23 protein-coding genes are annotated in these 21,320 nt (G+C 41.9%); 13 read left to right on the forward strand and 10 right to left on the reverse strand.

The window, feature by feature from the left end; genetic code table 11:
• Nucleotides 1-55 precede the first annotated feature (55 nt).
• Nucleotides 56-2,077, forward strand: coding sequence for a cache domain-containing protein (locus SNR28_RS15930; RefSeq protein WP_375753651.1), 2,022 nt, complete (start codon nucleotides 56-58; stop codon nucleotides 2,075-2,077).
• 22 nt (nucleotides 2,078-2,099) lie between these two features.
• On the opposite strand, the gene SNR28_RS15935 is transcribed toward SNR28_RS15930, so the two are convergent.
• Complete coding sequence (locus tag SNR28_RS15935) at nucleotides 2,100-2,516, reverse strand: hypothetical protein (RefSeq protein WP_375753652.1); 417 nt, start codon at nucleotides 2,514-2,516, stop codon at nucleotides 2,100-2,102.
• Nucleotides 2,513-2,923 (reverse strand): NAD-dependent epimerase/dehydratase family protein, encoded by a 411-nt coding sequence (locus SNR28_RS15940; RefSeq protein WP_375753653.1) that lies wholly within the window; start codon nucleotides 2,921-2,923, stop codon nucleotides 2,513-2,515. The genes SNR28_RS15935 and SNR28_RS15940 overlap by 4 nt, the downstream gene beginning before the upstream one ends.
• A 150-nt stretch (nucleotides 2,924-3,073) precedes the next feature.
• On the opposite strand from SNR28_RS15940, the gene SNR28_RS15945 reads away from it, so the two are divergent.
• Together SNR28_RS15945 and SNR28_RS15950 are read left to right on the forward strand one after the other, a co-directional pair.
• Nucleotides 3,074-3,325, forward strand: coding sequence for a LysR family transcriptional regulator (locus tag SNR28_RS15945; protein WP_375753654.1), 252 nt, complete (start codon nucleotides 3,074-3,076; stop codon nucleotides 3,323-3,325).
• Between the two features lie 3 nt (nucleotides 3,326-3,328).
• Nucleotides 3,329-3,955, forward strand: a complete 627-nt coding sequence (locus tag SNR28_RS15950; RefSeq protein ID WP_375754100.1) for a substrate-binding domain-containing protein — start codon at nucleotides 3,329-3,331, stop codon at nucleotides 3,953-3,955.
• 354 nt (nucleotides 3,956-4,309) lie between these two features.
• On the opposite strand, the gene SNR28_RS15955 is transcribed toward SNR28_RS15950, so the two are convergent.
• On the reverse strand, nucleotides 4,310-5,338 hold the full coding sequence (locus SNR28_RS15955; RefSeq protein WP_375748275.1) for an IS110 family transposase: 1,029 nt from the start codon (nucleotides 5,336-5,338) through the stop codon (nucleotides 4,310-4,312).
• 248 nt (nucleotides 5,339-5,586) lie between these two features.
• Between SNR28_RS15955 and SNR28_RS15960 the strand changes: the two genes are divergently transcribed.
• From SNR28_RS15960 to SNR28_RS15970, 3 genes are all read left to right on the forward strand, one after another.
• Entirely contained in the window at nucleotides 5,587-5,940 is a 354-nt protein-coding gene (locus SNR28_RS15960; protein WP_375753655.1) for a VOC family protein, read from the forward strand.
• A 95-nt stretch (nucleotides 5,941-6,035) separates the two neighbouring features.
• Nucleotides 6,036-6,476: a GNAT family N-acetyltransferase gene (locus SNR28_RS15965; protein ID WP_375753656.1), complete on the forward strand. Its 441-nt coding sequence runs from the start codon at nucleotides 6,036-6,038 to the stop codon at nucleotides 6,474-6,476.
• Nucleotides 6,477-6,862: 386 nt separating this feature from the next.
• Nucleotides 6,863-8,005, forward strand: coding sequence for a GGDEF domain-containing protein (locus SNR28_RS15970; RefSeq protein WP_375753657.1), 1,143 nt, complete (start codon nucleotides 6,863-6,865; stop codon nucleotides 8,003-8,005).
• 338 nt (nucleotides 8,006-8,343) lie between these two features.
• Here the strand turns inward: SNR28_RS15970 and SNR28_RS15975 are convergent, their stop codons facing one another.
• Together SNR28_RS15975 and SNR28_RS15980 are read right to left on the reverse strand one after the other, a co-directional pair.
• Nucleotides 8,344-8,985, reverse strand: coding sequence for a hypothetical protein (locus tag SNR28_RS15975; protein ID WP_375753658.1), 642 nt, complete (start codon nucleotides 8,983-8,985; stop codon nucleotides 8,344-8,346).
• Nucleotides 8,986-9,317: 332 nt separating this feature from the next.
• Nucleotides 9,318-10,235, reverse strand: a complete 918-nt coding sequence (locus SNR28_RS15980) for a LysR family transcriptional regulator (protein WP_375753659.1) — start codon at nucleotides 10,233-10,235, stop codon at nucleotides 9,318-9,320.
• A 256-nt stretch (nucleotides 10,236-10,491) separates the two neighbouring features.
• Here SNR28_RS15980 and SNR28_RS15985 point away from each other — a divergent pair, with 256 nt between their 5' ends.
• Complete coding sequence (locus tag SNR28_RS15985; protein WP_375753660.1) at nucleotides 10,492-10,800, forward strand: DUF1330 domain-containing protein; 309 nt, start codon at nucleotides 10,492-10,494, stop codon at nucleotides 10,798-10,800.
• Between the two features lie 551 nt (nucleotides 10,801-11,351).
• On the opposite strand, the gene SNR28_RS15990 is transcribed toward SNR28_RS15985, so the two are convergent.
• Genes SNR28_RS15990 through dhaR form a run of 4 tightly spaced genes read right to left on the reverse strand, consistent with a single transcriptional unit; the run spans nucleotide 11,352 to nucleotide 14,433 of the window.
• Nucleotides 11,352-11,609, reverse strand: coding sequence for a LysE family transporter (locus SNR28_RS15990; RefSeq protein WP_375754101.1), 258 nt, complete (start codon nucleotides 11,607-11,609; stop codon nucleotides 11,352-11,354).
• Between the two features lie 7 nt (nucleotides 11,610-11,616).
• Nucleotides 11,617-11,883, reverse strand: coding sequence for a DUF5062 family protein (locus SNR28_RS15995; protein ID WP_375753661.1), 267 nt, complete (start codon nucleotides 11,881-11,883; stop codon nucleotides 11,617-11,619).
• 36 nt (nucleotides 11,884-11,919) lie between these two features.
• Nucleotides 11,920-12,474: a hypothetical protein gene (locus SNR28_RS16000; protein WP_375753662.1), complete on the reverse strand. Its 555-nt coding sequence runs from the start codon at nucleotides 12,472-12,474 to the stop codon at nucleotides 11,920-11,922.
• The gene (gene dhaR / locus SNR28_RS16005; RefSeq protein WP_375753663.1) at nucleotides 12,475-14,433 is read right to left on the reverse strand and encodes a dihydroxyacetone kinase operon transcriptional regulator DhaR; all 1,959 of its coding nucleotides are present in this window, start codon (nucleotides 14,431-14,433) and stop codon (nucleotides 12,475-12,477) included.
• A gap of 361 nt (nucleotides 14,434-14,794) precedes the next feature.
• Between dhaR and SNR28_RS16010 the strand changes: the two genes are divergently transcribed.
• From SNR28_RS16010 to SNR28_RS16030, 5 genes are all read left to right on the forward strand, one after another.
• Nucleotides 14,795-15,520: an MIP/aquaporin family protein gene (locus SNR28_RS16010; protein ID WP_375753664.1), complete on the forward strand. Its 726-nt coding sequence runs from the start codon at nucleotides 14,795-14,797 to the stop codon at nucleotides 15,518-15,520.
• Nucleotides 15,521-15,580: 60 nt separating this feature from the next.
• Nucleotides 15,581-16,645, forward strand: a complete 1,065-nt coding sequence (gene dhaK, locus SNR28_RS16015) for a dihydroxyacetone kinase subunit DhaK (RefSeq protein ID WP_375753665.1) — start codon at nucleotides 15,581-15,583, stop codon at nucleotides 16,643-16,645.
• Between the two features lie 14 nt (nucleotides 16,646-16,659).
• Entirely contained in the window at nucleotides 16,660-17,283 is a 624-nt protein-coding gene (dhaL, locus tag SNR28_RS16020; protein WP_375753666.1) for a dihydroxyacetone kinase subunit DhaL, read from the forward strand.
• 62 nt (nucleotides 17,284-17,345) lie between these two features.
• Nucleotides 17,346-18,848, forward strand: coding sequence for a dihydroxyacetone kinase phosphoryl donor subunit DhaM (gene dhaM / locus SNR28_RS16025; protein WP_375753667.1), 1,503 nt, complete (start codon nucleotides 17,346-17,348; stop codon nucleotides 18,846-18,848).
• Between the two features lie 190 nt (nucleotides 18,849-19,038).
• Complete coding sequence (locus SNR28_RS16030; RefSeq protein WP_375753668.1) at nucleotides 19,039-19,446, forward strand: GNAT family N-acetyltransferase; 408 nt, start codon at nucleotides 19,039-19,041, stop codon at nucleotides 19,444-19,446.
• A 7-nt stretch (nucleotides 19,447-19,453) separates the two neighbouring features.
• Here SNR28_RS16030 and SNR28_RS16035 read toward each other — a convergent pair whose 3' ends face one another.
• Complete coding sequence (locus SNR28_RS16035; protein WP_375753669.1) at nucleotides 19,454-20,059, reverse strand: TetR/AcrR family transcriptional regulator; 606 nt, start codon at nucleotides 20,057-20,059, stop codon at nucleotides 19,454-19,456.
• 172 nt (nucleotides 20,060-20,231) lie between these two features.
• Between SNR28_RS16035 and SNR28_RS16040 the strand changes: the two genes are divergently transcribed.
• A complete protein-coding gene (locus tag SNR28_RS16040; RefSeq protein ID WP_375753670.1) occupies nucleotides 20,232-21,317 on the forward strand; it encodes an efflux RND transporter periplasmic adaptor subunit in 1,086 nt (361 codons plus the stop codon).
• Nucleotides 21,318-21,320: the final 3 nt, after the last annotated feature.

The raw sequence follows: 21,320 nt of genomic DNA on the forward strand, positions 1-21,320 counted from the left end.
TGAAAAGCCTTTCTGGTTCGCCTACTTTTAAATGAGAGTAACGGGTGGAAGAGACATGCTGCATAGAGACGAATTAAAGATACTAAGAGCGATAAGGTTAGCGCCTTTAGTCATTGTTTTGTTTTCTGTAGCCACTATATTTCTGGTTATTTTTAATAATAAAGTTAATTTCGAAAAAGAAGTTGCCCGTGTTTATATCAATGCGACTGAAGAAAAAAAGGAGCTAATAAGAAATGAGGTAAATGAGGTTCATAATCTCATTCTTACTGAGCGTGAACAGACCATCGAAAAAATAGAAGCAAATATTCGATCTCGAGTTTATGAAGCGCATTCTATCGCTTTATCTATCTACAAAAACAATCCCGATAAAACCCCTGATGACGTTAAAAAAATAATTAAAGATGCGCTCAGAGACATTCGATTTAGTGATGGCAGAGGCTATTACTTTGTGTATGACATGACTGGTATGGGCGTGATGCACCCGATTCTGGAACATGTGGAAGGCAAGAGCTTATGGGATTTTCAGGATGTAAAAGGTGATTTTGTTATTAGGGATCTATCAGATATTGCCAAAAATAAAGGAGAAGGATTTTATCAGTGGTGGTGGACAAAACCGAATGATGTTGAAAACGAGTATCAGAAAGTTGGATTTGTTAAGTATTTTGCCCCGTTTGATTGGTTTATTGGTACTGGTGATTATGTTCTTGATTACGAAGAAGAACTCAAAGACAACATCTTAAGAAAAATAGATCGAATTCATTATAGTGAAAACGGCTATATATTTGTTGTGGATTATGAAGGGCTATTTTTAAGCCATATCAAGAAGTCTTATATAGGTGTAAATCGAATAAATTTAGTCGATGATGACGGGGTATACATTACTAAAGAGGTTATCGAAACAGCAAAAAAAGGAGAAGGCTACCTCTCCTATATCGGAACAATAAAACCCGATACGGGTATGCCAGCCAGAAAAATATCGTATGTTAAAGGGTACGATGACTGGTCATGGGCGATAGGTACAGGTAGTTATTTGGAAGAGATCGAGGAAGAGATTGAGCGGAAAAAACAGGCGCTGGATGAAGAAAACCGAGACAGTGTTTTTCAGTTGATTGCGCTATGCCTCGTGGTGTTTGTTGTCCTGATGGGAATGACCTTGCTCAACTCAAACTTAATAAAAGCTCGTTTCAGCCTTTACAAAGAAAAAGTAGAAGAGAAAACTCAGAAGCTGAATTTTCTTAATCAAAACCTCGAGCAGCAGGTAAAAGAGCGAACCAAAGATTTAAATAACAAGATCAAAGATATAGAAACCATGCAGAACCAGTTGGTTGAATCCGCTAAGCTGGCCAGTTTGGGTGGTATCGTTGCCGGGGTTGCTCATGAGATAAATACTCCGGTGGGGATTAGTATCACGGGGATCACTCATTTAACCGATATTACAAAAGAAGTCGATTCCAAGTTTGAAAACCAGTCATTAACTTCGGATGACTTTAAGCTGTATCTAGATGAAGTAAAGGAGACTTCCCATATCGTATTCCTGAACTTAGATAGAACAGCTAAGCTTATTCAAAGTTTTAAAATGATATCGGTCGATCAGGCAACAGAAGAAGAGCGAACCTTCAATGTTTATGATTATCTTATGGAAATCTTGCTAAGTGTAGAGACCATAACAAGAAAAAATAAGGTGAAAGTAGAGGTTACCTGCGACAAAAACATCGAAATTCACAGCCAGCCAGGCTACCTCTCACAGGTACTCACAAACTTAATCATGAACTCCATTCGCCACGGTTTTATCGTTGACCGTGAACACGTTATACGAATCCGTGTAGAGCAGAGTGAAGGGGAGTTAACCTTTATTTATGAAGACAACGGTGTCGGTATATCTCAGGAGCACGAATCCAAGATTTTTGAGCCGTTCTTTACCACCAATCGAGAAGAAGGTGGCACTGGCCTTGGCCTAAACATCGTGCATAACCTTGTCACCAGTAAACTAAATGGCCGGATAGAATGCACCAAACCACAGGGGGAGTGGATTCAGTTTGTGATGGTCTTGGTATCCCGAACGACGACTGAATCCTAGATTGAACTAGCTCACCTCTGTCTTACATTTTTATATTCGAGTAGATATACAAGTGCTTCATGAATGAATTATCTGATGTTTTTGGAGTCTCTTCGTTTGGCTTACTTTCGGATGTTAGTTCTGTCCCCCAAACATCAAAAGCATCAGATTTTGGGTCATAGCCTAAAGCTTTCTTAGTTTCCGATATATCTAACCTCTTAAACCGAATATTTGAGATGCCATGCGCAATCACAAAAGGCTCATCAGTTAAGTCATATTCGATACTGTTGATAAGCAAAGAGCATAGATCCTGAGATTCGCTCCATGCGCTTAAGTCTCGTGAGCTTAGCTGGCTCCACTCGTGTTGATATTCAAATGCTCCAATTCGAACGGCAATAACTTCAGTGTTTCTTTGATATGCGTAGTATGCACCCAGAGCTTCGCCAAATACTTTACTCACCCATACAAGTTTTTTGGTCGCACAGGCATATGCTCTTTTACTTGAATATCAAGCGGGTAGCCTTCTATCGTTTGAGCACTACTTGCGTAAATTACTCGTTTTACCCTTGTCTCAGAAGCTGCCTGGAAGATGTTGTAGGTGCCAACTATGTTTGCAGGGAGCAGATGTTCAAAGGGTGTATCAGGAGAAGCAAGTCCAGCCAAATGAACAACAACATCTATATCATTTTTTTCAAAAACGGCGCGAGTCGCTGCTAAGTCACTAACGTCTAATCCAATGCCTCTTTTTTCGGTAACGCTCAGATCACCTAAGATCAGATTGTAACCTGAGTAGTTGGCATCAATATATTTGACAAGCGCAGAGCCAACTCTACCGTTTGCACCTGTAATTAGGATTGTTTTTGACATATCTCATCTCCAATGAGTAACACACTCTCTCTACAAGGTTGAGCTAATGCTTCAAAGCTATGTGTTCACATTTTTTAGTTTGTTCTTTCTAGTTGCGGGAAGAATAACCACAATAGATATATGAATAAAATGATATAAATTTATACCCATATGAAGAGTGCTAATATCAATGTGATGATGTTAAAGACATTAGATTCGTTGAGAGAGACGGGCGGTATTAGTCGTACAGCGGAGCAACTCCATGTAACACAATCAGCGGTAAGTCATGCAGTTAAAGCTTTAGAAAGAACTTTGGAGACGCCTGTTGTAATACGAGAATCAAGGGGGGTATCACTCACGGCTGCGGGGCTAGCTGCAAGTGAGTCGGCAACTATCGCCCTTGAGGCGATCGACAACATTTAAAAACTGGCAAGTTCTTCGGTTTCAGGAAGAGTGAGTATTGCTGCAATAAATTGTGTTTCGAGAGTTATCCTTTCAGAGGTCTTGGTAAACGTCCGAAAGAGTCACCCTAACATAGAAATCAACCTAATTACCGGAACGGATCAGGAAGTAGAGCACTGGGTAAAAGGTGGGATTGCTGATATCGGCATCGCATATAACATGGATGCCTCAAATAGTGAGCTGCTCTTTGATGATGAGTTTTACCTAATCACATCGTATGGACAGTTAAAAACTTCGACTATCGACTTAGAGAGTTTGGATAGCAAGCCAATTATTGTCTCATCATCTGGATGTGAAATATTTATTCAGGAGTTATTTGACCAGCATGAGCACGAGTTATCTATCAAGACAACCGTATCTGATACGGCTGCATTGTTTTCGATAGTGTCATCTGGTTACGGAACTTCATTGATACCAGGCCTTGCTTTTCCAGACGACTGGAAAAAATTAGTCACTCGCCAAACTGTCTCACCAACCTTGCCGTGCTCTTTGAGATTAATGTGTGCCGAAGAGCATACATCGAACAGTGCTGTTCAGGTTTTAATCAACGAAATTAAAGAGATTGCGCAACTAAAACAAAAACTGATCTGAGCCCAATTATGCAGAGTTATAAAGGTTAGGATTTCAGAGCGATGGCTCTGTTACTGATAGATAAATGGGTATTAGTGTTTATTAGCTATGAATGGAAGGTATTGGACATATATGGACGCCCCTGTGATTGCAAGAACTGATTAGGTTCGGCTCGCTGACATATATCCGACGTCTCTATGAGCTTTTACTGCTCGCGCCATGATGTAATCTGCTCTCTGCTTCCTTTACATTTTCACGGCATCAGTAATGCCTTGTCCAAAATTAGGTTTTCGCAGAGACGTTGACCGTTAGTTCATCAATACTTGCAAACTCGGGTACTGCTGTTTATTTGTAAGTAACTCTATATATTAACGGTTACGCAAAGGCTTTATTCACGTTGAATTGTTCACCTGAGCTTAAAAGATGCCATCCAACTCGACATAGCTTATTAGCCAAGGCGACAACAGCTTTAACTTTGCCTCTTCTGGCAATAAGATCCCGTAACCAAATTCCCATCTTGTCCTGACGTTTATCTGCATACCGAACAACCGCTCGTGCGCCATGCAAAATTAGCGTTCGTAGCTGTCTATTGCCGTTTTTGGTAATACCTTTCAGGCAGGATTTACCGCCTGAACTATGTTGCTTCGGAACTAAACCACACCAAGCAGAAAACTGACGGCCATTAGAGAATTGCTTCCCAGTACCGAGTTCACTAATTAATGCAGAACTGATAATGGGGCCAAATCCCGGAACTTCTTGTAACGCTTTAAAACGGGGATTGGTTTTACACAGCTCCAGTAAGTCGTGTTCCACTTGCTGAATATCCCTATTTACCTGCCTAAGCTCATTGTAGTTTTCAAGCAATACACGCCTCATAACGTGAGATAGCTGATTACTCGCATCTTCAATAGCTAATGGCAGAAGTTCTTGAAATTTAGTCACGTGCTTAGGGAATATCACACCATATTCAGCAGCCATAGCACGAGATTGATTAACTAAAGCAATGCGATTATCAACAAGGCGTTGGCGAACGTTTCGCAACGCCTTGATGTCTTGCTGCTCAATAGTCTTTACTTGAACTGGGTGAACATCTGGTCGTTGGGAAGCTTCGCATATTGCTCTGGCATCATTGGCATCGTTCTTCTGGTGCCCAACAAACGGTTTAACGAATTGAGCTGGGAGCAGTATGACTTCAAACCCGTGTTGCTTCATTTGTCGTGCCCAATGATGGGATGATGCGCAAGCTTCCATAGCGATGAGAGTGTTTTCAGGAAGCTGACTCAGTTTCTTCATCAAATCACTTCTGGTGATCTTTCTGTTCCATGCCACCTTGTTATCATGAAGTAGAACACAAACCTGAAAGACGGATTTGGCAATATCGATACCAACAACTTTAATGTTCATGATGGATGCTCCTTCGCAATTAAGTGCTAACACCTTAATTCTGGCTCATCGAAGCCGTTAATGGGGGCGTCCATCACATCATTTTCTATCATCACGCAACTATGGTTTAAGATTCACTTTATTCAGACTCTTGCATAGAATATGCAAACTATGGTTGTCCTACTAGCACCAAAGCACGGTGTCAGTAAGTAAAAGTTTTTCTTGGCGTTGAGCGGCTAACAACGCGTCAACATAGTAGGAGGAAAATCATGACCCCGTCAGCAATTCTTGTTCATGTCCCAGACGTAGCTAAAGGGCTTGATTGGTATAAGAAAGCTTTTCCTGAGTCTGTAGCTGTTTATCATCCAGATTTTGACTTTACGGTACTTGAGCTAAACGGTTTTTCACTAGAAATCGTTCGAGCTGATGAAAAGGTTGGTAGTGGTAAAAACGGTACTGTTTTGTATTGGTCTGTTGACAACCTCGATGACGCATTAACACACTTCGAATCGCTTGGTGCGCATCTTTATCGTGGTCCAATGAAAATCGAAAGTGGACTTTCAATGTGTCAGATAGAAGATCCATTCGGAAACCTAATTGGTCTTCGTGGCTCAAACTCATAAGTTGCGGACAATACTTAGAAGTGGACGCATCATTTTTATGGCACCTTCGGCTAGAAGGCTGATTATCGGTTGATACATAAGGAGTTGAGGCAAATATGAAACTTAAGCTATCTCAAATAGCTCATAGTGACTCAGAAAGCATATTTTCTACGGTTAAAACAGGTCTAAAGCCGTATATCGATGCGGTATTTGGATGGGACGATAACTTTCAAAGAAAGCGATTATTAACTGAGTACGAACCACATTGGTTTTACTGGATATTTAGTGGTCGCCAAAAGGTTGGTATGTTATGTTTCAAAGAATATGAAAACTCATACCATGTGCATCTGTTGATCGTTTTCCCAGAGTTTCAACGTCAGGGATTGGGAACGCACATAATGAATTATGTTCATCATTTGGCCAAATCAGAATCACGCAGTACGGTTACCTTGTCTAGCTTCATCTGTAATGAAAAGGCTGTTAGGTTCTACCAAAATCTCGGCTATTCCATCAAACAATCCGAAGAATATTTTTACTCACTAGAGCTTAGGCTTTAAGTACGCCAGTCAAACTCGCCACAACATAATGTTGCTCTTTCTCTCCTTGAATAATAATGCATGTTGGCATACTCAGACATGACGTCTATTTTGAGCGAAAAGGGAAGGATGTGAGCATGGAAAGTTTTGTACCGTTATCGAAGAGTTGACGCATGAGGACGGACAATAGTTTTCGACAACCACTCGCATTCCGAGATCTATTTCATGCATATTTGTTAGAATTTATTCAGAGTATTAACGTCTGAAGAGGTATTCTCGTCACTAAATGCTCATAAATTGAGATGCATCAAACATATAGGAAATTAATGTCTCGCACTAACTCGTTGCTTTAAAAATACGTAATACTGATCTTAGAGAGTTTTGAGTTCAGTCCAATAGGGGATTTTATGGATATCTATACCCTTGCAGTTTACAGCTCTTTGTTATCAACCACGGTTGCGAGCGCTTTGTTACTCACTAATAAATATATGTTTGCTGGGACGGCTCTAGGAGTCAATCATATTGGTTACTCAGCTCTGTTATTTGGTATCAGTGTTGCGCCACTTTCATTGGGTTTTACACAATCGTCAACATTCATAGTTTTTTTCTCCAACTGTGCATTTACAGTCGCTTTTTGTTCGCTCCTCGCTGGTATTACGGTTTTACGAGGTGCTAGTAAATCATTTCTGCTAGTTTCAGCCGTTATTACGTTATTTACCTTTGGTTTTTTTGTTTACAATACATTTATTACTCCCTCTGTTGCTTCTCGAGTGGAAACACGTTCCATTTTAGTTGTAGCGGTGTGTGTTTTAGCCGTCTATGCGAACTATTCGGGAAGGAGGCGAGATAATATAAAAGCCAAGTTTCTACTCAACTCTATATTAATGGCAAGCGCATTATATATGGCGTTTAGGGCCGTATTTGCTTTTAAGGAAGGAACGATAGCAGATTATTATTCGGCATCTGATGTTCATAAGTTGTCTTTCGTTGTTTCCACGCTTACTGTCATTGGCCTTGCGTTTTCAGTATCTTGGATGCTAACTGACCGTTTGTTGAAACAAACATATCGCTCATCTATCACAGACGAGTTAACGGGTCTTTATAATCGTAGGGGCCTAACAGAACTAATGCCTAAGTTTATGCAACCAGGACGAGAGAATGATATATCTATCTTGCTCGCTGATTTAGATCATTTCAAAAAAATCAATGATAACTATGGTCATGAACAAGGTGACAAAGTGATTCAACACTTTGGCAGAGTTCTTCAAAAAACATGTCGTGATAACGATGTGTGTTTTCGTTACGGTGGAGAAGAGTTTGTGGTTATTTTGCCCAAAGCGACGCCAGAGCAAGCAATGATTATCGCCGATAGGATCCGAGCTTATGCAAAAAACCCTTCTATCGCAGAGCTATCCTGTTGCAGCTATACGGTTAGTATTGGTGTGACACGAGTTCTAGTTGATGACGATTGGAGTTCGTTAGTAAATAGGGCTGACAGTGCATTATATGAAGCAAAGTCTAGAGGGCGCGACTGTATCGTTCGACACTAACTACGCATAAGAAAATACGAACAAACACTACGTTTTATAATAGTAAGTGGTAATACACCACTTATCCCCTGAAACTGTGCATAAGTTTATCGTGTTCCAAAAGCTTATTTGAGAACAAAGCTAAACTAATCCCCATATCAGTTCTTTCCCAATGTGAGCCAGCGGTGTTTTAACCGATAAACAACGTCATCGGCTTTCCATACATTTCCTATATCAGGTTAGAACTAGGGTGTGCTCACTATTGGACAAATCCGTGCATTAGCAGCCGACATGGTTAGGTAGCTAAAGTGAGTTTGCATGTACCTAAACATCATAAGATGTCAATTACATAATAATGCTTACAGTTCAACCAATAAATGTTCTTGCCTTATTTTGTTAAAAACTCTTACCTTGTGTTCATCGATTTCAATCTTATTAATGTCAAAGTGTACGGTAAAAGGATCAGGTTCACTTTCAAAAATAACTTTTTCATCTTGAACATTTTTGCAATGGTCAATGCACTGGAATACTAGTTTGTACCTGTCAAACTGGTAACGATGGAGTAACTGAACGATGACTTTCCCAACCTTCTTAGACTTCGCTTTAGCGTCATATTTATATCCTCCTTCGAACTTTAGTTTCATTTTTTGTCGTAATTCATCTTCAAGATTTAGCCCAAACTTCTGATCAATTTTCGAAAATCCTTCTAAGTATTTTCTTACGAAATAACAATGGGTAAACTCGCTAGAAGTAAACTTTTCCATTGAGGTAAACTCTGGTTTGACGCAAATACGAAAGGCTTTGTCTCCCACAATAGACATATCTTCGTGATACCCTTCTTGAAAAACAAACCTATTAAACGTCCCCAAATCCAGCTTAAGTTCCTTGAGCCAGTCAGAAACAAATAAAGTTAGGTAGTTTGCAACATACTGATACCTTGCTCTCACAAGTGGCTCATACTCTAGTTCTTCTAATGTCATGTAGACTTGGGTTAGCTTCATGATAAAGTCCTGACTCGTTCTTTTTTGGGGATTATTTATGCTGGTTAATCATAGCTTTTATTGCTTATAAGCGCAGTTAAATAGATATGCAGTTGTGATAACAAAGCAATTTGTTGTAAATGAAAGGTTTCGGGAGGAAGTTGCCATAAGACATTTTGTCTCATTAGCGAAGGCCAGATGAACGGAGCTAGACAATTTCTTTCACATACTGCTCTAGTTCATGAAAAGGTTCTATGCGGAACTTGCAGGATAATATGCAAAACATCCTATGAAGCTATTGTAGTAAATAGTGATTTAGTATGGTGAGTTAAGGAAATGTCGGTTATAGGTATTTAACTTTCCCGAACATGTTTAATGATGAAGTCAACACAGTGTTTTATTTTTGGAATTTGATATTTTGCCTGCTGGTATAAAATGTACACATCATAGCTTTGAGTTTGGCGGTTGGAGATGGGCATGTTTACTGGAACCTCGACTAGTTTTCCTGAGGTCAAGTAAGAATTCACCCACCATAAAGGAAAAAGTGATAGCCCTTCACCTGCTAACGTTGCTTCTAGTAATGTTTCACCATTATTGCACCAGAATATAGGTGTAATGTCGGTGGGCTCCCAGTTTCCCTCTCTTTGATGCCACCACGTTAGAGCTCCATGTTTTCCTTTATACTGAAGAGTTGGGCTTGTTTTTAGGTCTTCGATAGACAGTTCGCTGCGACCAAACTTTGTTTGTAAAGTATCGAGCAACCTCGGTGTTGCCACTAGTTTGAATTCAGCGTCAGAGAGTTTTTTGGCTATCACGCGTTCGTTCGGAACGTTTCCAGCGCGAATAGCAATATCTACAGCGTCTCTTCCCAATACTGTTAGTTCATCAGAGAAATTTAAGTCTAAGATAATATTTGGGTACTGTTTCCGAAAATCTTGCATTATAGGAGCTAGAATTTTCCGACCAAAACTTGGGGTTGCGCTTATTCTGATTTTTCCCTCAAAAGCGTCACGTCTCTGAGATATTAGCTCATCGGCATCACTTAGGTTTTGCAGTATTTCAACAACCATTTCGTAATATACTTGCCCCAACTCAGTAGTGCTGACGTTACGTGTGGTTCGTTGTAACAGCTCAATACCCAACTCAACCTCGATATCTTTGATTCTGCGAGATATAGAAGAGGCTGGTACATCCAACTCTTTGGCTGCAGCGCTAAAACTACTTAGCTCGACAGTACGCTTGAAATAACGTAATGCGCGAAATCTGTCCATAATGGCCTTAAAAATCACAATATATAACATTAAATATAACTAACTATTGCTTTGTGGACAAAAGTAATTTGTTTTCGACAGGCTATTTCTTAGCTAGAGAGAAACATATCATGCTTGCATTGTTACTCGCTGGTTGATTTGAAAAATGTTTTGAATAGGGCCGATTGAGATCCCCTCAAACTCCAGCAAAAGAGTATCAACATTTATCTCATCACGACTACGTGTAGAGGTGTTTTAATAAAAACAGGAGATTAACATGCCCGCATATATGATGGCCTTTGTTCGCATTGAAAACGCTGACGCTTACTACCGAGACTACGCATCGCTTGCTGCACCTATTGTTGAGAAGCATGGTGGCAAACCTATGATAAGAACTGAGAATATTCAGACTATTGAAGGGGCTGTTCCTGAGGGGTTGTTAGCTATGTTGGAGTTTCCAACAATAGAGCAAGCGCAAGCTTTTTACGCTGACCCTGACTATCAACCTTTGATTAAAGTGCGCCAGAAGTATAGCAGTAGTGATGCAGTGATTTTCGAAAAAGGATTTGAGCCTTCAGATAGTTAAAGTTCATATTTAATAAAACATTGAAGTAAATAAATTGCGATAATTTTTTCACTTTAACGAGGGCACATGAAGGAGAGATAAATATCTTTGATTCTCTTCTTCGGGAGCCCTCCACCTATCTCAGATAGTGAAACTCTTTTTCAGCTTGAAGTGCTACTGATATCCCCCAAAAAAGCTCCTAGGTACAACTAATAATGGTATCTAATTAGTTCATCTACTGGCCGTCATTGATTGTACCGATCAAAATCCGTAGGCTGGGGTTGTCTTTAGCTGTGTAGCTGAAATTAGTAGTACTGTATAACTATGCATTTGGAGGCGTTACATTTGAGATGCTGCTTTTGCTCACTATTGGGAGAAACCGTCCATACTAAAAATAGTCCACTTCTGATGAATGAAGCACACCTACCTGAATTATTTAGTGCAAACGCGCATCAGCTAAAACAATCGGTACTCACACGCCATAGGCCAGGTAGCCGGACAAAAGAACATAAAAGACTGAGTTCACTTTATTAATCCACACCTTATTGTTTCCCGTAAACACGGAGCGTGCTTTATAGGCTAAAAGCGCATAAGTTACATGGGCACAGATAAAAGCTGCACAGAATACTGATATTTAGGGTAGAAAACTGCAAGATGAACCCTTCACCAAACACCTTACGTTTTCGGATTGCTTGTGCCTTTTGTTGCCCTGATGATGCTTTATCTGTGAACCACAACTTTGTTCCCAGATAAAAAAGGTATGCGGCACCGCAATAAGTGACTACATGAAAAGCCAGCTGAGAAGAGACCGATAACAGACTTTTTTGTATTGATAGCCTATTTCAACGGATCATCGTCAGGCAGGACATTGTGGAGCCATAGCGCCAGTCGTTTCTTGATGTTTTTTCCGTCCAGCTTATCCGCTGGAAGCGGAGTTATTTGCTTAACCTCTACCAAAAACAGATAGACCGCTTTTGCTTTGACTGGCTGTGAAGTGCCTCTATCTGCCAGATCAAATCCTTGCATCTTCGCCATCTTGCAACCGACTTCTAATGCTTTTTTGAACAGTTTGTCTTCGTTAATAATTTTTGATGTTTTAGACATAGCAGTACCATCCTTTGAAGTTGTACTTTCAGTATATCAATCGGATAGAGAAAGTAGGTGCTCTATTGCTTCCATATATTGAGGGTAGTCACTAAATTTGTTTCTTTGCTCTGGCGTCATCTCGAACAGGCTATTTTTTACCGACCAGAATAGGGAAGTGGTTCTAAGCATCGCTTTTAATGGTTTGCTAATTTCAAACTCATAAACATCCTCAAACAGATTGCAAATTTGTTCCTCATCTGCCTGTGTTTCTCCAGACAAAGCTGACTGCAAATCCAGGTAGCGTTGACTGTTTGTCAGAGTTTCCATCACGGGAACATTGTCAGCAGCTAACTCTAGTAGCTTTTTGTCAATCGATTCTAACCAGAATGCTTTGGATAGCTGGCTTTCATCAATGGTAGAGAAATCATTGCGAATTCTCTTCTCAATGGATGATTGGGATTTAAGAAAAACCGTTCGCACAGTTTGAAAAGGAAGCTGATACTCTTTGCACTTTTCAATGATGAGCTCATGAAAGCCGTTTTGGGGTAGATGAAGGTTATCTTTAAATCGCGTGATGGCGTTTTCTTGCTCAACGGTCAGGGCTGTCATTTAATGGTATTCCTCTAAATTTATCTCGTAACTTTTTAATTTTCGCCAAAGAGTAGTGCGATTAATTTCTAATTCTGAACACATTTTCCCAGGTTTTCCTTTGCACCTTTTTGCTGCGTTTAGAATGGCCTGTTTTTCGATATCGGCTAAGGTCATACAGGTGTCTGTACCTCCGGTTTGATTTCCGGCTCCGCTCAATACTGAATCTGGTAAATCATTGAGGGTGATTGTTTCACCATCACTGAAACTCAGCGCTCTTTCAAGTGCACTTCTCAGCTCCCGGTTATTACCCGGCCAGCTATAATGGGTCAGTTGGGTGATTGTCTCATCATCCAGTGAGACATTTGTTCCGGTATCTCCGCGTAAGAACTTAAGATATCGGCTTACCAGAGTAGGGATGTCATCAGGCCGTTCTCTTAAAGGTGGTATTTCAATATCAAATGCTTGCAGTTCGTACATGAGCTGACGACCAAATCGCTTTTCATCGACATGTTGACTCAACTCGCTATCGGATGTGGCGATGATTCTTATATCAACGGGCACAACGGTATGATCGAGTCGGTTAACCAAACCCGTTTTTAATAGATGCAAAAGCGCGGCTTGTACTTCGCTGGTCAGGTATTCGATATGATCTAGAAACAGTGTTCCACCATTCGCGAGCTCGAATTTTGAAGGGAAGGGGTTATCACTATCAGCATCTGAACCCAAAAACTCTGCGGTCATTGATACATGAGGGATCGCCTGACAGTTAATTGCTATAAAGGCTTTGTCTCGTCTTTCACTGGCGTTGTGAATGGCCTGAGCCAAGTCGGCTTTACCTAAACCTTCTTCACCTCTCAGTAACACTGAACCCCGACCTTTTGCCGCATGCCTTGCTAAGCGGATAACTCTCTGCATCCCCTCAGAGTTGAACACAAGGTCATCAAAAGTTAAGTGGGCGAGGTTACCAGAGTGGTGGTGTACTAACTGGCGAATATGCTCAATGGGGTGCATCAGAACAATATAGGAGTGCACTTTGTTTTGCTCATCTTTCACCAACCTGAGTGACATCAATAGGGTAATTAGCTTCTGATTGCTCTCTACCGTTGACTCAAACATCTCCAGCTCTTGCTTGTTTTCAATCGCAAGCTTAACTCTTTGCGGCAGATGAACGATGGAATCGATTTTGTTTCCCAGTGCTTTATTGCTTTCCAGATCAAGGAGCTTACTTCCTTTTTTGTTCAGGTAGTGGATGATTCCGTTGGTATCCCAGGCCAGAACGCCTTCTTCAACACCCTCCAGTAACACGTACACTTCGTTTAGGTGTTGGTTCGACTCAGTAAGACAATATTCGGCGTAAAGATTACTGGCTATCTCTTTTGCCGCAGAATAAACCAGCCCCTGCGAGGTTGGGCTAGCCAGTTCCACAGGTGTAATTAACCCTACAGTGCCAAGAATGTTGCCCTGGCTATTGAAGATTGGAGCGGCATAACTAGCAAACTGATGCAGTGGCTGTTTGAAATGCTCGTAGCCAATTGTCTTTGCAGCCTGAGCAAGTCCAATTGCACTGGATATGGCGTTGTTGCCCATCGTACCTTCTCTCCAGTACACGCCTTCATATATGCCATAAGGCCCGAGAAGTTCGCGCATCGCCTCGCTAGCGCAGATACCTAAGGTACAGCCTGTTTCATCGGTGATTAACAGAGCTGAGCTGCTGTTTTCGAGGAACTCGCAGATATCCTCAATGACAGGAATAGCGATATCTACTAGATAGGATTTATTTCTTTTGAGCGAAGCTAAGGTTACTCCCTTAGCGTAGTTCAGAGGAGGCCAGTGATCATATCTCTGCCTGCGCTTGCATCTATCCCAAACCTCTTTCAGGTAAGGGTCGAGTGTCTTTCCCGCAGAATCCAGACTCTCGTCATTCGCGATGTACTTTGTCCAGTTTTGATGAGCGATATCGATAGAGTCCATCATCATTTATTCTAGAAATTTATTTGTTTCATATTGAAACATTGATTTCTACCAGAAAATTTGAGGAAGTGCACAAAAATGAAACTCAATCATGCCGAAAGTACCAGGACCCGATGCGTCTGAGTGAATTAATCAAAAAGTGGGGGAGATGTAACAGTTTCCAGATGTTGAAGCTGTTCAAATTAAATTCGTAAAAATAAATATTGCGTTTCATATTGAAACAAAATTGAAGCAATTAATGTTTCAATATGAATCAATGGATGGTGTTTTGTTTGTGGATGCAGCCTTGCGTTAGTTTATTTCCAGCCGGATGAAGCCGGTTTAAAAATTATAAAAAATAAACTTAACGTGAATAAAGGTAATGAACATGAACATTTTTATGGCAGAGCTAATCGGTACCATGATCCTTATCCTTCTGGGAAATGGTGTGGTTGCTAACGTAGTACTTAAGGGCAGTAAGGGCGAGAGCTCAGGTTGGATTGTAATTACTGCCGGATGGGCCTTTGCTGTGACCATCGCAGTTTACTCGGTAGGTTGGGTAAGCGGTGCGCATATCAATCCGGCAGTAACAATCGGCATGTGGTCTATCGGTAACCTCGCGGGCAGTGCGATTCCTGTTTACTTAGCGGGTCAGGCTGCGGGTGCATTCCTTGGTGCTGTAATGGTGTACCTGACTTACAAACGCCACTATGACGAAACAGAAGATCAGGGCCTGATACTGGCGACTTTTTCAACGGGACCAGCTATCCGTGATACCAAGTGGAACCTGGTAACAGAAATCATTGGTACAGCGGTATTGGTATTTGGTGTGATTGCGATTTTTAACAGTCACAACGGAATCGCATCAGGGTTTGGCCCATATGCCGTAGGTGTGTTGGTTTATAGCATTGGTCTTTCTCTTGGTGGTTCTACAGGTTATGCCATCAACCCGGCAAGAGATTTAATGCCACGTATTGCTCACGCTTTGCTACCAATTAAGAACAAAGGTACATCAGACTGGCAGTATGCGTGGATTCCAGTGGCAGGCCCAATTGTAGGTGGTGTTATCGGCGCTACTTTCTACAACACACTGCTACCACTTTTTAATCAGTAACAGATAAACAATAACGTACGAACCAGAAGTGAAACTTCAGACATTAACAAGGACTAGAACATGAAAAAGATGATCAATAACGTAGATGATGTCGTAAAAGAAACCCTACAAGGCGTCGCTGCGGCTCACCCAGAGCTGGAAGTTAACATGGAACCTTACTATGTAACTCGTAACTCAGAAAAGCCTAAGGTTGCACTGGTTTCTGGTGGTGGTAGTGGTCATGAGCCAATGCATGGCGGTTTTGTTGGAATGGGTATGCTTGACGGTGCGTGCCCTGGAGAAATGTTTACTTCACCAACTCCGGATCAAATGTACGAATGTGGTCAGAAAGTGGATTCTGGCGAAGGTGTACTTTTCCTAATTAAAAACTACACAGGTGACGTACTAAACTTCGAAACAGCCGTAGAACTGTTACACGGTGACGGTGTGAAAGTTCAGGCAGCATTGCTAGATGATGATGTAGCAGTAAAAGACAGCCTATACACAGCGGGTCGCCGTGGTGTTGCGACAACAGTTTTGGCTGAGAAAATTCTTGGTGCTGCTGCGGAAGAAGGCTACAGCCTGGAGCAGTGTACAGCACTGGCAAAACGCATCACTAATCAGGGACGTTCTTTTGGTGTCGCACTAGATGCATGTACGGTTCCGGCAGCAGGTAAGCCTAGCTTTGAACTTGCGGATGATGAGTTCGAGTTTGGTATTGGTATTCACGGTGAACCAGGTATCGAGCGTCGCAAGTTTACCAGCGGTGATGAAATTGTGACTGACATGATGGCACAGATTTTCGACAACACACCTTACGAACGTACTGTTCGCCAGTGGGATTCAGAAGCGGGTGACTGGCGCGATGAAAGCTGGACAACGGAATCTCTAAGTCAGGGCGATAAAGTAATTGTTATGGTGAACAACCTGGGTGCGACACCTCAATCAGAGCTTTACATTGTTTACCGTAAGGTCGTTGAGCTACTTGAAATTCAGGGAATCAAAGTCGAAAGAAACCTTGTTGGTACTTACTGTAGTTCTCTTGATATGCAGGGCCTGTCAGTCACAGTACTGAAAGTTGATGATGAAATGCTGAAACTTTGGGATGCACCAGTTAAAACACCAGCACTTCGCTGGGGAATCTGATTCAGGAGTAAAAAATGATAGTTACAAAAGCGCATATTGTTGCCTGGCTGGAAGCTTCAGCTGTGGTATTTGAAGAGAATCAAGACTTTCTGACTGACTTAGATCGTGAAATCGGTGATGCCGACCACGGGTTGAATATGAACCGTGGTTTCCGCAAGGTAATGGAAAAGCTACCAAGTGTCGCGGACAAGAGTATCGGTAACATCCTGAAAACAACAGGCATGACGTTACTATCCAGCATTGGTGGAGCGAGTGGTCCGCTATACGGCACCTTCTTTATTCGTGCTGCAACCAGCGTTATGGCGAAAGAAGAACTAACCCTTGCAGAAGTTGAAAAGATGTTCAGTGATGCAATGGAAGGTGTGATTCAGCGTGGTAAAGCTGAGTTAGGTGATAAGACTATGGTGGATACCATGCATGCCATCGTCACCGCACTTAAAGCTTCTCAGGATGATGAGCTGACTGATGCACTAGCAAAAGCAGCAAGCGCAGGAGAAGAAGCGATGAAAGGAACCATTCCTATGATTGCTAAGAAAGGGAGGGCGAGCTACCTGGGTGAACGGTCTGCTGGTCATCAGGATCCGGGGGCAACTTCCGCCTACCTGATGTTTGATACTTTTTGTAAGACCGTTAAGTAAGTAACGATGCGTTTGTAACTAAGCACGAGGTGGCGAAAGCCACCTCTGTTAAGGTAGTTAAGATGGTAAGTTTAGTAATAGTTTCGCATAGCAAACGCCTGGCGGAAGGGGTGCTTGAGCTCGCTTCTCAGATGTCTCAGGGCAAAGTAAAAATGGCGATTGCAGCGGGAATTGATGATCCTGACAACCCAATTGGTACTGACCCAATAGCAGTCATGTCCGCGATTGAAGAGGTTTACTCTCCAGATGGAGTGTTGGTTCTGGTAGACATGGGCAGTGCTATCTTAAGTACCGATATGGCGTTAGAGCTCATCGACCCGGAGATGGCAGAATCTGTTCATGTTTGTGCAGCTCCGTTAATTGAAGGTGCTATGGCAGCTGCGGTGTCAGCAGCAGGTGGCATGTCGCTGAAAGAAGTGTTGAGCGAAACCCACTCTGCGATATTTGCCAAATACGAAACGCTAGAACAGTTGGATGCACTTCCTGCCTCTAAAAACACGAAAGAGTCCGAATCTGAGGTAAATCTGGAAGCGGATCATAAATTTGATTGGACTATCCAGAACCCAAACGGAATTCACGCACGGCCAGCGTCTGCAATTGTTTCTGTTGCAACTCAGTTTGAATCAGAAATGTGGCTGGTTAAAGGCGATAAACAAATTAGCGCCAAGAGTATGAACAACATTACTCTGCTTGGTGTCAAACAAGGTGACACCATATCGTGTTTGGCAAAGGGCAGCGATGCGGCCGAAGCGGTAACAGCTTTTGCTGAGCTTGCGCAATCTCACTTTGGTGATGACCTCGATGAGCATGCGCCGAAGGAGAAGCAAGGAGCACGAGAAGCTTCTGCGAACAGTTCTGATAATGATGGTTCCTTACAGGGGATTTCGATTTCAGAAGGAGTAACAGTTGCACCGGTTAAGTTCTTTGTCTCTGGTGGGCTGAACATTCCTAAGCGAGAGTTTGTTTCTACGGAACGAGAACAAAGTAAACTGAAAGAAGCGTTAGATACTGCTGATAGTGAACTCGAATCCTTAATTTCAGAGGTATTAGGAAAAGCTTCCGATTCCGAAGCCGATATCTTCAGAGCTCACCAGCAACTTTTATCTGACCCTGAACTTCAGGAAACGGTACATGATGTCATCGCGTCTAAAAAGATAATTGCAGAACAAGCCTGGGTTGAGGAAATCGAGGAGATGGCAGAAGCATATCGAATGATCCCGGATACTTACTTGTCTGAGAGAGCAAATGATATCTGTGATATCGGTAGCCGGGTTCTTAGGTTGATGACTGGTGAATCTAAAGATGACCTTTCTTCTGAGGAGCCCATAATACTAGCTGCGAAGGAGTTGTATCCTTCCGACACCGCTCGCCTTGACCCTGAAGTAATTAAAGGGATCTGTCTTGAAAAAGGTGGTAGTACTTCTCACAGTGCCATCATTGCACGTTCACTGGGAATCCCAACTGTAACGGGCATCGAGGATTTTATGACGCTGTGCAAAGAGGGAGACTCGATTACTCTTGATGGCGGAAAAGGAAAAGTTTGGTTGAGTGTTGAAGAGGTTTAATAAAAGTATTGCCTGCACCGACTAACACTGTTTGTTAATCAAATTCTTAATGCTAATAGCCCACCGAAGAACTGTTTCACGGTGGGCTATTTCTTCAGCTAGAACGAACATCTAGGTTCAAGAGAATCGATACATTTGTGAAAAAATTGGGCAAACTGTATTTTGATTGTGTTCCCAGGTATTACCTTAAATGAAAATTAGAAAAATCAGTTTAGAAGAAGCACTCCCGGTTCGTCATAAAGTCTTGTGGCCAAACAAGCCTATCGAATACTGCATCGTAGAAGGTGATGACACAGGGCTGCATATTGGTGTTGAGTTAGATGGCGCCATCGTCTCTGTTGCGTCTATTTATGTTAGTGATGGTGTAGCAAGGCTGAGAAAATTCGCCACCTATCCAGATTATCAGGGCAAAGGCCTAGGAACCTCTCTTATTAAGTTCGCCCTAGACAACCTAAAAAGCCAAAACGTTGATTATTTTTGGTGCGATGCGAGGGAGTCAGCTATCGGCTTTTATCAACGTTTTGGTATGACGGTTAGCGGGGAACGCTTCTATAAAGGTGACGTACCTTACTTCAAAATGGGACTTAGCCTCAGGTAGAGGGCTCTTAGTTGTTAACTCGTACTTGATTAAGAAACATATCTACGCAGCTTTTTAGATAATTGTCTCGCTGTTCTTCGGTTTGCCTGTTTTCAGCACCTAGATATTGCCAGTAAACCGTTTTGCCATGGAACATGAGTAGAAGCTGAATTGCGGCATCTTCACAGGGGATTCCCAAAGAAATGGTACCGTCTTTTTCTTTGTCACTGAGATATTCCGCCATTACTAACAGTGTTTTCTCAGGTCCATGTTCCAGGTAGGTAGATGCAAACTCAGGGTGATTTTCAATCTGGCTAACGGCATTTCTGTACGTCTGTAGGGCTCCAGGTTTAAGAAGCGTTGAATGAAACTCCCTCGCAAATCCCAAGAGGACTTTTTCAATAGGCAAATCACGATCAAATACAAGCTTATTGATCTGGTAACTCAGCACCTTCTCTTTCATGCATTGCAAAAACAAGGCGTCTTTTTTCTTGAAGTGGGCATAAAGAGTTTGCTTGGATACGTCTGCAAGTTTGGCAATGCTATCCATACTTGCTCCATAACCATATAAGCCGAACAATTCTGTAGCGGCATCGATAATTTTTTTTCTCTTTATTTCTCTTGGGTTAGACATCTTTTTGCTTACCAGATAGGCGGGAGTAGAAGAATTCTAGCCAAATCAAACTGGACAGTCTAGTTTATTCATTGTTAGACTTGGATTTCAAACTAGACTGTCCAGTCCATTTTTATTTAATTAGACTAGACTGTCCAGTCTAAATGTAATGTGCACCAGAAAAGGTCAAACTATGTTAACTCTGAAATTGTTGTTGAGCTCCAGCTTAGTATTTGTGTCGATTCTACTCTCAGCATGTACAGATTCGACCGCCAACGAGAGCAAACCGATGGAACTATTGACTGTGGAAACACAGAGAGCTGAGAAAAGTAGCGGTTACTTTGTCGTAAGGGAGTATGTAGGAACGGTGCAAGCGAACCAGAAAGCCAATTTGGGGTTTGAACTTTCAGGAAAGATTTCTCAGATCAATGTAGATATCGGAGAACAAGTACTCAAAGGGCAGGCATTGATAACGTTGGATACTCAACTACTCGTGACAGAGCAAAAACAATTGGAAGCACAGCTCACGGAGGTTAAAGCACAACTAAAGTTAACGAAAACCAATTTGGACAGACAGTATTTGTTAAAGAAAAAAGGGTTTAGCTCTGCAGCTGATATCGATGCCTTAATCAGCCAAAAAGATGCACTGCTGGCGAATGTGTCACGTATTCAATCGTCTATATCAGCCAACGAGTTAAAGCAGCAAAAATCGGTAATCAATGCACCATATTCTGGCATTATTGGAAATCGATATGTTTCTCTGGGGGATGTTGTCTCATCGGGTGCACCAACATTAGAGTTGCTTTCCTCTGGAAACAAAGAAGCGGTAATTGGCGTTTACAAAGGTGATATCAAGGACGTTCAGGCTCAGGACGATTACTCCATACGCATCGATAACAACACTTTTAGTGCTGAACTGATTTCCCAACCTTCAAATATTAATACCAACTCCAGAAATGTCCGCCTGCGTTTCGACCTGGAAGAGAGTGCGGAAGTACTGGATGGGGAGCTAGCCTATCTTTCTTACCAAAAAGAGTTTGTTGAGGAAGGTTTCTGGTTACCAAATAACGCATTGACAGATGGTCTTCGTGGAACATGGAATATCTATGTTTTGAATGGTGCAGACAACCAGAACAGAGTTGAGTCGCGTTCTGTACAGGTACTTTATTCTAACAACAGTCGTGTCTACGTGCAGGGTGCATTATCTGATGGTGAAGAAGTCGTCATATCCGGGCTTCATAAAGTGGTTCCTGGTCAGGCTGTTCAGGCTGCGTATTAGGAG

It is taken from the genome of Vibrio iocasae (assembly GCF_042245395.1).
GTDB classification, from domain to species: domain Bacteria; phylum Pseudomonadota; class Gammaproteobacteria; order Enterobacterales; family Vibrionaceae; genus Vibrio; species Vibrio iocasae.

Coding starts and splice junctions, on each gene's coding strand:
- SNR28_RS15930 (WP_375753651.1), top strand. CDS start 56: ATGCTGCATAGAGACGAATTAAAGATACTAAGAGCGATAAGGTTAGCG.
- SNR28_RS15940 (WP_375753653.1), bottom strand. CDS start 2,923: ATGTCAAAAACAATCCTAATTACAGGTGCAAACGGTAGAGTTGGCTCT.
- SNR28_RS15945 (WP_375753654.1), top strand. CDS start 3,074: ATGAAGAGTGCTAATATCAATGTGATGATGTTAAAGACATTAGATTCG.
- SNR28_RS15955 (WP_375748275.1), bottom strand. CDS start 5,338: ATGAACATTAAAGTTGTTGGTATCGATATTGCCAAATCCGTCTTTCAG.
- SNR28_RS15960 (WP_375753655.1), top strand. CDS start 5,587: ATGACCCCGTCAGCAATTCTTGTTCATGTCCCAGACGTAGCTAAAGGG.
- SNR28_RS15965 (WP_375753656.1), top strand. CDS start 6,036: ATGAAACTTAAGCTATCTCAAATAGCTCATAGTGACTCAGAAAGCATA.
- SNR28_RS15970 (WP_375753657.1), top strand. CDS start 6,863: ATGGATATCTATACCCTTGCAGTTTACAGCTCTTTGTTATCAACCACG.
- SNR28_RS15975 (WP_375753658.1), bottom strand. CDS start 8,985: ATGAAGCTAACCCAAGTCTACATGACATTAGAAGAACTAGAGTATGAG.
- SNR28_RS15980 (WP_375753659.1), bottom strand. CDS start 10,235: ATGGACAGATTTCGCGCATTACGTTATTTCAAGCGTACTGTCGAGCTA.
- SNR28_RS15985 (WP_375753660.1), top strand. CDS start 10,492: ATGCCCGCATATATGATGGCCTTTGTTCGCATTGAAAACGCTGACGCT.
- SNR28_RS15995 (WP_375753661.1), bottom strand. CDS start 11,883: ATGTCTAAAACATCAAAAATTATTAACGAAGACAAACTGTTCAAAAAA.
- SNR28_RS16000 (WP_375753662.1), bottom strand. CDS start 12,474: ATGACAGCCCTGACCGTTGAGCAAGAAAACGCCATCACGCGATTTAAA.
- dhaR (WP_375753663.1), bottom strand. CDS start 14,433: ATGATGATGGACTCTATCGATATCGCTCATCAAAACTGGACAAAGTAC.
- SNR28_RS16010 (WP_375753664.1), top strand. CDS start 14,795: ATGAACATTTTTATGGCAGAGCTAATCGGTACCATGATCCTTATCCTT.
- dhaK (WP_375753665.1), top strand. CDS start 15,581: ATGAAAAAGATGATCAATAACGTAGATGATGTCGTAAAAGAAACCCTA.
- dhaL (WP_375753666.1), top strand. CDS start 16,660: ATGATAGTTACAAAAGCGCATATTGTTGCCTGGCTGGAAGCTTCAGCT.
- dhaM (WP_375753667.1), top strand. CDS start 17,346: ATGGTAAGTTTAGTAATAGTTTCGCATAGCAAACGCCTGGCGGAAGGG.
- SNR28_RS16030 (WP_375753668.1), top strand. CDS start 19,039: ATGAAAATTAGAAAAATCAGTTTAGAAGAAGCACTCCCGGTTCGTCAT.
- SNR28_RS16035 (WP_375753669.1), bottom strand. CDS start 20,059: ATGTCTAACCCAAGAGAAATAAAGAGAAAAAAAATTATCGATGCCGCT.
- SNR28_RS16040 (WP_375753670.1), top strand. CDS start 20,232: ATGTTAACTCTGAAATTGTTGTTGAGCTCCAGCTTAGTATTTGTGTCG.